General features: G+C 69.2%; 11 protein-coding genes. 4 read left to right on the top strand and 7 right to left on the bottom strand.

The features are described 5' to 3' along the window. Positions 1-121: LysR family transcriptional regulator (locus tag RT309_RS09285; RefSeq protein WP_313356588.1), on the bottom strand; the 121-nt coding region annotated here is incomplete at its 3' end. 86 nt (positions 122-207) lie between these two features. Between RT309_RS09285 and tdh the strand changes: the two genes are divergently transcribed. Then, complete coding sequence (gene tdh / locus RT309_RS09280; RefSeq protein ID WP_313356585.1) at positions 208-1,251, top strand: L-threonine 3-dehydrogenase; 1,044 nt, start codon at positions 208-210, stop codon at positions 1,249-1,251. Positions 1,252-1,260: 9 nt separating this feature from the next. Continuing rightward, positions 1,261-2,439 carry a glycine C-acetyltransferase gene (locus RT309_RS09275; protein ID WP_313356584.1) on the top strand — a complete coding sequence of 393 codons (1,179 nt, stop codon included), beginning with the start codon at positions 1,261-1,263 and terminating at the stop codon, positions 2,437-2,439. On the opposite strand, the gene RT309_RS09270 is transcribed toward RT309_RS09275, so the two are convergent. The 5 genes from RT309_RS09270 to RT309_RS09250 all read right to left on the bottom strand — a co-directional run bounded on the left by RT309_RS09270 (position 2,432) and on the right by RT309_RS09250 (position 6,296). Beyond that, entirely contained in the window at positions 2,432-3,175 is a 744-nt protein-coding gene (locus RT309_RS09270) for a polyphosphate polymerase domain-containing protein (protein ID WP_313356583.1), read from the bottom strand. The genes RT309_RS09275 and RT309_RS09270 overlap by 8 nt on opposite strands. Continuing rightward, a complete protein-coding gene (locus RT309_RS09265; RefSeq protein WP_313356582.1) occupies positions 3,172-3,801 on the bottom strand; it encodes a DUF4956 domain-containing protein in 630 nt (209 codons plus the stop codon). The genes RT309_RS09270 and RT309_RS09265 overlap by 4 nt, the downstream gene beginning before the upstream one ends. A gap of 107 nt (positions 3,802-3,908) precedes the next feature. Next, entirely contained in the window at positions 3,909-4,574 is a 666-nt protein-coding gene (locus tag RT309_RS09260; protein WP_313356581.1) for a response regulator transcription factor, read from the bottom strand. Continuing rightward, positions 4,571-5,980 carry an ATP-binding protein gene (locus RT309_RS09255; protein WP_313356580.1) on the bottom strand — a complete coding sequence of 470 codons (1,410 nt, stop codon included), beginning with the start codon at positions 5,978-5,980 and terminating at the stop codon, positions 4,571-4,573. The genes RT309_RS09260 and RT309_RS09255 overlap by 4 nt, the downstream gene beginning before the upstream one ends. After that, entirely contained in the window at positions 5,973-6,296 is a 324-nt protein-coding gene (locus RT309_RS09250; RefSeq protein ID WP_313356579.1) for a hypothetical protein, read from the bottom strand. The genes RT309_RS09255 and RT309_RS09250 overlap by 8 nt, the downstream gene beginning before the upstream one ends. Positions 6,297-6,422: 126 nt before the next feature. Between RT309_RS09250 and RT309_RS09245 the strand changes: the two genes are divergently transcribed. Both RT309_RS09245 and RT309_RS09240 read left to right on the top strand, forming a co-directional pair. Next, the gene (locus tag RT309_RS09245; protein WP_313356578.1) at positions 6,423-7,034 is read left to right on the top strand and encodes a helix-turn-helix domain-containing protein; all 612 of its coding nucleotides are present in this window, start codon (positions 6,423-6,425) and stop codon (positions 7,032-7,034) included. Between the two features lie 2 nt (positions 7,035-7,036). Continuing rightward, the gene (locus tag RT309_RS09240) at positions 7,037-7,255 is read left to right on the top strand and encodes a hypothetical protein (RefSeq protein WP_313356577.1); all 219 of its coding nucleotides are present in this window, start codon (positions 7,037-7,039) and stop codon (positions 7,253-7,255) included. Positions 7,256-7,285: 30 nt separating this feature from the next. Here RT309_RS09240 and RT309_RS09235 read toward each other — a convergent pair. After that, on the bottom strand, positions 7,286-7,592 hold a 307-nt coding region (locus RT309_RS09235), incomplete at its 5' end, for a hypothetical protein (protein ID WP_396654443.1).

Raw genomic sequence — 7,592 nt, 5'->3', positions numbered from 1 at the left:
GCTGCAGGGCGGCGAGCTGCTGCGAGACGGCCGACGGCGTGACGCGCAGCGCATCGGCCACGGCGGTGACGCTGCCGAGGGCGCCGAGCTCGCGCAGGATCTGCAGCTGATGGAGTTCCACGCACTCATCCTAGTTTCAGTGGAACTTAATGAACCGTGCAGAAAGAGGTCGTTGCTCTACAACGTCGAGTGAAGTGAGATCGAAGCATGAAGGCACTGTTCAAGAGCGAGCCGCGTGCCGGCTTCGAGCTCGTCGACCGACCCGATCCGGTGGCCGGCGCCGGGGAGGTCGTCATCCGCGTGTTGCGCGCCGGCATCTGCGGCACGGATCTGCACATCCACCGCTGGGACGACTGGGCCGCATCCGCGATCCAGACGCCGCTGATCCCCGGGCACGAGTTCTACGGCGAGGTCGTCGAGGTCGGCGACATGGTGCATGACATCTCGATCGGTGACCGCGTGTCGGGCGAAGGGCACATCGTGTGCGGCACATGCCGCAACTGCCGTGCGGGGCGTCGGCAGATGTGCATCCGAACCATCGGCCTCGGACTGCAGCGCGACGGCGCCTTCGCCGAGTACCTCTCCCTCCCGGCCACCAACGTCTGGGTGCATCACGACGACGTGACGCCCGAGCTCGGCGCGATCTTCGATCCGCTCGGCAACGCCGTGCACACCGCGCTGATGTACCGCGTGATCGGCGAGGACGTGCTGGTCACGGGATGCGGCCCGATCGGCCTCATGTCCATCGCGGTCGCACGCCACGCCGGCGCGAGGTTCATCGTCGCAACCGACGTCAGCGCGCCTCGGCTCGAGATGGCGACGCAGATGGGCGCCGACGCCGTCGTCGACGTCTCGCACCAGGACATCCGAGAGGCGCAGCGTGCGCTCGGAATGCGAGAGGGCTTCGACATCGGCTTCGAGATGAGCGGCGCGCCCTCGGCGCTTCCGGCCATGATCGACAACATGAACCACGGCGGGCAGATCGCCATGCTCGGCCTTCCCAGCGCGGGCTTCGACATCGACTGGGGCAAGCTCGTCACCCACATGCTCACGATCAAGGGCGTCTACGGACGCGAGATGTTCGAGACCTGGAACGCCATGGGCGCCATGCTGCAGACCAGCGCGAGCCTGCGCGAATCGATCACCCGCGTGATCGCCGACGTGATCCCCGCACGGGATTGGGAGCGCGGCTTCACTGCCGCCGAGTCGGCAGGCACGGGCAAGATCATCCTCGACTGGACCCAACTCTAAGGAGCCGCCATGTACGCGACATTCAAGGATCACCTGCGGGCCGAGCTCGCCGGCATCGACGACGCGGGACTCACCAAGCGGGAGCGCGGCATCAGCGGACCGCAGAAGGCTCAGATCGTCACGGGCGGGCAGGAGGTGCTCAACTTCTGCGCGAACAACTACCTCGGCCTCGCCGACGACCCGCGCATCCTCGACGCCGCCCGCCGCGCCCTCGACGAGTGGGGATACGGCCTCGCGAGCGTGCGCTTCATCTGCGGCACGCAGGAGCAGCATCTCGAGCTCGAGCGTCGTCTCGCCGCCTTCCTCGGCACCGACGACGCGATCCTGTACTCCTCGTGCTTCGACGCGAACGGCGGCGTCTTCGAGACGCTGTTCACCGCGGACGACGCGATCATCTCGGACGAGCTGAATCATGCGTCGATCATCGACGGCATCCGGCTGTCGAAGGCGCGCCGCCTGCGCTACCGCAACCGCGACATGGCCGATCTCGAGGAGCAGCTGACCGCCGCGGCAGATGCCCGATTCCGCGTCGTCGTCACCGACGGCGTCTTCTCGATGGACGGCTACATCGCCCCGCTGCAGGAGATCTGCGACCTCGCCGAGCGCTACGACGCCCTGGTGTTCGTCGACGACTCTCACGCGGTGGGCTTCGTCGGCGAGAACGGCCGGGGCACGCCCGAGCTGTGCGGCGTCTCGGACCGGATCGACATCTACACCGGCACCTTCGGCAAGGCGCTCGGCGGTGCGTCCGGTGGCTACGTCGCCGCGCATCGCGACATCGTCGCCCTGCTGCGCCAGCGCTCGCGGCCCTATCTGTTCTCGAACACCCTGGCGCCCGCGATCGTTGCGGGCACGCTGACTGCGCTCGACCTCGTCGAGGGCTCGGCGGATCTGCGCGCGCGGCTGACCGGGAACGCCGAGCTGTTCCGCCGCCGGATGACCCAGGAGGGCTTCGACGTGCTTCCCGGAGAGCACCCGATCGTGCCGGTGATGTTCGGCGATGCCGCGCTCACCGCGCGCATCGCCGACGAGATGCAGCGCCAGGGCGTGTACGTGACGGCCTTCAGCTTCCCCGTGGTGCCGCGCGGCAAGGCGCGCATCCGCGTGCAGCTCTCTGCGGCGCACACCGACGAGCAGGTCGAGCGCTGCGTGGCCGCCTTCGTCGCGGCGCGGGCTGCGGTCAGCTGACCGCGCCCGGCCAGTAGCGCCGGCGCAGGCGCGCCCAGTCGTTGCCGGGCAGGTGCGGATACAGCAGCGACGCGCCCAGGCAGTACTTGCTGACCGCGTGCGGCCGGATGCCGTGCTGCAGCAGCATCCGGTCGAGGGTCCCCGCCCCGGCATCCGACTTCGTCTCGACGAGCACATCCCCAGGTCCGTCGATGCGGCGCTGCGGCGATGACCAGCTCAGATCGGCGTCGAGGGTGATGCGGCGGGCGCCATCGGTCAGCGTGCTGCGCAGGTACAGGGTCTTCAGAACCGGATGCAGCTGCGCGGCGCCCATGTCGGTGATCGCCGCGCTGAATGCGCTCGCACGGGCGTCGAGGCGGTCACGCGCGAGCGGATCGTGCGGGATGCGCTGCTTGACGGTGCGTCCGCGCAGTCCCTTCGACTTCACCTCCAGCAGGCAGTCGCCGGAGTCGCAGTACAGACGCGTGCGCACCTTGAAGCGGTTGCGGCGACGCTGCACGTGCTGGCGGAAGAGGTCGAAGCGCGACGAGTCGAAGTACATCGTGCGGTAGCGGAACGCGCGGCGCCCGTCGATGTCGAGCACACGCCAGCGCCCGTCGAGCCGGCCGATCAGGTCGGCCAGCAGCGGCTGCGGCACGAAGTACTTCCGATCGACCCGGGTCATCAGCGAGGCCGTCGCGTCGAGCTGCGCGAGAGAGATCGGCGCCCGGTCGGCGAGCAGCGCGGCGGTGCTCATATCAGCGCCCGCACATCCGGTTCGGCGGCAACAGCATCCGCTCGGAGGGGATCCTCCTGCACCGCCCCTGTCGGGCGCACACGCGAATCGACCCGGAAGCGCACGTCGACGACGGTGATCTCACGCACGAGATCGACCTCGCGCACCTCGACGCGCAGAGTGGACGCGCCCAGCAGCGAGCGCAGCGTCTGGACGAGCGCTTCTTCGTCGGTGTACGCCCGGTCGAGGGTCATGCACTGGTGACGCGTGCGCCCGCCCACCCAGCGTCCGTCGACGACGAACATCACCAGCAGCATGAGTGCCGACAGCGCGGGCGTCACCCACGCCTCTGCGGGATGCAGGCCGGCGAGCAGACCGAGGGCGAGCGCGACGAAGTAGTAGGCGATCTCCTGCTGCGTGATCTGATCCGAGCGCAGCCGGATGATCGAGAGGATGCCGAACAGGCCGATCCCCAGTCCGATGCCGACCTCGACCGAACTCAACGCGATGGTCACCGCGAGCACGCCGACGTTCAGCGCCACGTACGACAGCAGCAGGTCGCGTCGACGGTGACGGCGGAAGTACAGCACATAGGCGAGCACCGTGATGGCGACGAGATCGGTGATGAGGGCGACGATCAGAGACATGGGACTCCTCCATTGGTTCTCTCCGATGCTCCACGCTGGGTGTGAAGGGCAGGTGAGGGCCGGATGAGAGAGTTCACATCATCGCCCGCGACGCTCTGCCACCTGCGTCACAGGCTCGCGGAGAGTCGATATCCGGCGCCGCGCACGGTCTCGATGCGGTCGGCGCCGAGCTTGCCTCGCAGATAGCGCACGTACACATCGACGACGTTCGAGCCCGGGTCGAAGTCGAAGCCCCACACCCGGCTCAGCAGCTGCTGCCGGGTGAGCACCTCGTCGGGATGGCGGAGCAGCGTCTCCAGCAGCGAGAACTCCCGCGTCGTCAGCTCGACGGCACGTTCCCCCACGGTCGCCCGGCGCGTGCGCAGATCGAGCGTCAGGTCGCCGGCGCGCAGCACCACCGCCGCCGCCGCGCTCTCGGAGATCAGGCGCAGGCGGATCCGGGCGAGCAGCTCGTCGAAGGCGAACGGCTTGCGCATGTAGTCGTCCGCCCCGCCCGAGAGGCCCGCGACGGTGTCTTCGACGGCGTCGCGGGCGGTGAGGATGATGATGGGCAGCTCGATCCGCTCGGCGCGCAGCCGGCGCAGCACGCTGAATCCGTCCAGACCGGGGAGCCCGATGTCGAGCACCATGAGGTCGAAGTCGCCGCTGCGCGCGAAGGCGACGGCATCGTTGCCGTCGCTCACCACCTCGGAGCGGAAGCCGTTCGCGCGAAGCCCCTTCTCGATGAACGAGGCGATGCGCTCTTCGTCCTCGGCGACCAGGATGCGGTTCATCGCGGCTCCTCTCGGGCGTGCGGGATGTCGATTAGGAACCTCGCCCCATGGCCCGGCGTGGAGCTCACGCTCACCCTGCCGCCATGCGCCTCGACGATGCGCGCGACGATCGCAAGACCCAATCCGCTGCCGGCGTGGCGGGTGCCCGCTCCGCGGTGGAACCGGTCGAAGATGTGCGGCTGCTCGGCGAAGGGGATCCCGTATCCCTCGTCGCGCACCCACAGGCGAAGCCGCTCGTGATCGGATGTTCCGCCGATCGCGATGACATCCCCCTCGACGGTGTGCTGCACAGCATTGGCGGCCAGCTGCAGCAGGCACTGCGCGAGACGCTGCTCGTCGACGAGCACCTCGCCTTCCGGCACCGCATCCAGCGCCCAGGCGCGCGTGGCGAGAGCCGTGGCCTTGGCCAGTGTCTCGACGACGAGGTCCGCGGCGTCGGTCGGCGCGGTGATCAGGAAGTCCGGACGCTCCGACCGCGCCAGCAGGATCAGGTCGTCGACGAGGCGCGACATGCGCCGCAGCTCATCGTCGACGAGCCGCAGCGTCTGCTCGCGATCAACCGGGTCGTCGCCCATCAGCTCCAGGTGTCCGCGGACGACGGTGATCGGCGTGCGCAGCTCGTGGCCGGCGTCATCGAGGAAGCGCCGCTGACCGTCGAACGCGGACTGCAGCCGATCCAGCATCCGGTTGAAGGTCACCGCGAGCTGCGCCACGTCGTCGGTGCCCGAGACGTCGATGCGTCGGTGCAGGTCGCCGCCGTCGATCTCGGCCGCGGTCTCGCGCATCTTTCGGATCGGGGTGAGCGCGCGGCCCGCGACGAGCCATCCGGCAGAGGCGGCCAGAAGCAGGGCGAAGCAGCCCGCTGCCGCCATGGTGAACACCGTCGACCAGGCATCGGCCTGTTCCGGGCCGAGGAACTGCACCACGACGAGCACGCCGCGGGCATCGTCCCCGCTCACCTGCACCGGCAGCGCCGCGTACATCGCGGGCCCGGCCGGTGTCGGCACGCGGTCGAACATCGGCTCGGTGACCCCGCCGACCTCGGCGATGAAATCGGTCGAGCGGTCCAGGCGCACGAGCGGTTCGGCGCGACTGCGCCGATCGGGAACGCCGTCGACGATGCTGAACAGCGTCTCGTGCGTCTCTGCCACGTGCTGACTGAGATAGTCCGTGAGCAGTGCACGGGTGTCGGGGGAGCCGTCGGCGGCGCGCGCATCGGCGCTCTCTGCGTATGCCCGCAGCTTCGCCGCTTCGTGTGTGAGCTCGAGCGCGGCGGTGGACTCCACGCGGGCGAACAGCGTTCTGCCGGTCACGAAGATGATCGCGATCAGCGCCAGAGCGACGACGCAGAGGGTGGCGGTGAGGATGCGGGTGCGCACCGTACGCCCGGGGCGACGCTCACTCATCGGGGTCATCTTCACTGTCGGAGTCGGTATCCGCGTCGTCGTCGGAGTCGTCGATGTCGTCGTCCCCGCCGGCATCCGGCACGGGGGCCGGCGGTACGACGACCGTATCCGGAGGCAGCGTGGATGGTGAGGGCGCCGGTCGCCTTCCCGGCCCCGGGGTCGGCGGCGGAGTCGGGTCACCGGTCGCGGGGGTCACCACGATGGCAGGCCCCAGGTCGGGGTCGGGGGCGGACGTGATCCGATCGACGCACCACCAGGCGCCCACAGCGAGCAGCACGCCGATCGGCGCGCCGACTATCGTCCAGCGAGACACCACGCCCTAAGTCTCGCCCACCGGCCGGATCGACGCTGATCGATGAGAGAGTTCTCACCTGGCGCGGAGACGATGAATGGATGCAAAGAAACCCTTGCAAAGGTTTGTTTGCAAGAGTATCTTTGCACCATGACCACGAACGACGCCGCGGGCCGCACCCTCGAACCGAGCGCGCTGAAAGCCCTCGCGCATCCGCTGCGGGTGCGGATCTACGATCTGCTCAGCGAGCGCGGTCCGCAGACCGCCAGCAGTCTGGCTGCACTGATCGGTGAGACCTCGGGGGCGACGAGCTACCACCTGCGCGCCCTGGCCGCGCACGACCTCATCCGGGAGGTGCCTGACCGCGGCACGGCACGCGAGCGGTGGTGGGAGCGACCCAAGGGCCGCATCAACATGCCGGGACCTGCGGAGGCGATGTCGCCGTCGAACCGCGCCGCGGCCCAGATCGTCACGACCGAGTTCCTCCGCCTGCGTCATCAGACGCTGATGGACTACATCAATCGTCCCGAGTCCGCGCAGCCCGACGGATGGCAGGATGCCGGCCTCATCATGACGACCACGCTCGACATCACGGCCGAGCAGATGGCCGCGCTGCAGCAGGAGCTCACCGCGGTCGTCGACGCGGCGGTCGAGCGCTATCGCGGGCAGGAATCGCTGCCCGGAACTCGGCGCGTGTCGCTGCGCGCCGAGGTCTTCGATCTTCCCGTGGCGAACAGCCGCGGCACGATGAAACAGGAGTGACCATGACCACAGCGACCCTTCGCCTCGTCTCGCCCACACCGTTCGAGCGTCTGCTGCAGCAGATCGCCACAGCACTCACCGGCCACGTCGAGCGGCGCATCGCCGCTCGAGCCGAGCGCCGCGAGCTCGCGCTCGACCTGCTCCGCGAGCAGCAGACCAGACGTCACGACCCGCGCGAGGTCGACCACCTTCTCGCGACGCTCGGGATCACACACCGCTGATCCCGCCCCGGAGGCGGTGGAAGAGGGTGATCAGTCCTCGAACGGGCGGGCGACGATCTCGCCGGATGCCGTGAGGAAGACCTCCCACCCGGCATCCAGCTCCGCGATCGGGCGCCCCTCGAGCCAGGTGAGGGTCCAATGGCCGCGCAGCCCGCGCGCCTCCACCTCGGCGATCGCCGGGCGCAGTGCTGCGGGGACGGAGGCCGGCGGCTCGGCGCCGGCCTCCCACCTCGTGCCGAGCTGCACGATCAGGCGTCCACAGGTGCCAGCTCGATGGCCGTGACCGCCAGCTCGTCCGCTTCCGCGAACGACAGCTCGGCGATCCGGCCCACGGCAC

Source organism: Microbacterium sp., assembly GCF_032084865.1.
In the GTDB taxonomy this organism is placed as follows: domain Bacteria; phylum Actinomycetota; class Actinomycetes; order Actinomycetales; family Microbacteriaceae; genus Microbacterium.
The sequence above is the reverse complement of the archived record's forward strand: the minus strand, read 5'-3'. Positions and strand labels throughout refer to the sequence as shown.

What these genes read in the sequence shown, in the direction of transcription:
- tdh (WP_313356585.1), top strand. Translation starts at nt 208, where the DNA reads ATGAAGGCACTGTTCAAGAGCGAGCCGCGTGCCGGCTTCGAGCTCGTC.
- RT309_RS09275 (WP_313356584.1), top strand. Translation starts at nt 1,261, where the DNA reads ATGTACGCGACATTCAAGGATCACCTGCGGGCCGAGCTCGCCGGCATC.
- RT309_RS09270 (WP_313356583.1), bottom strand. Translation starts at nt 3,175, where the DNA reads ATGAGCACCGCCGCGCTGCTCGCCGACCGGGCGCCGATCTCTCTCGCG.
- RT309_RS09265 (WP_313356582.1), bottom strand. Translation starts at nt 3,801, where the DNA reads ATGTCTCTGATCGTCGCCCTCATCACCGATCTCGTCGCCATCACGGTG.
- RT309_RS09260 (WP_313356581.1), bottom strand. Translation starts at nt 4,574, where the DNA reads ATGAACCGCATCCTGGTCGCCGAGGACGAAGAGCGCATCGCCTCGTTC.
- RT309_RS09255 (WP_313356580.1), bottom strand. Translation starts at nt 5,980, where the DNA reads ATGAGTGAGCGTCGCCCCGGGCGTACGGTGCGCACCCGCATCCTCACC.
- RT309_RS09245 (WP_313356578.1), top strand. Translation starts at nt 6,423, where the DNA reads ATGACCACGAACGACGCCGCGGGCCGCACCCTCGAACCGAGCGCGCTG.
- RT309_RS09240 (WP_313356577.1), top strand. Translation starts at nt 7,037, where the DNA reads ATGACCACAGCGACCCTTCGCCTCGTCTCGCCCACACCGTTCGAGCGT.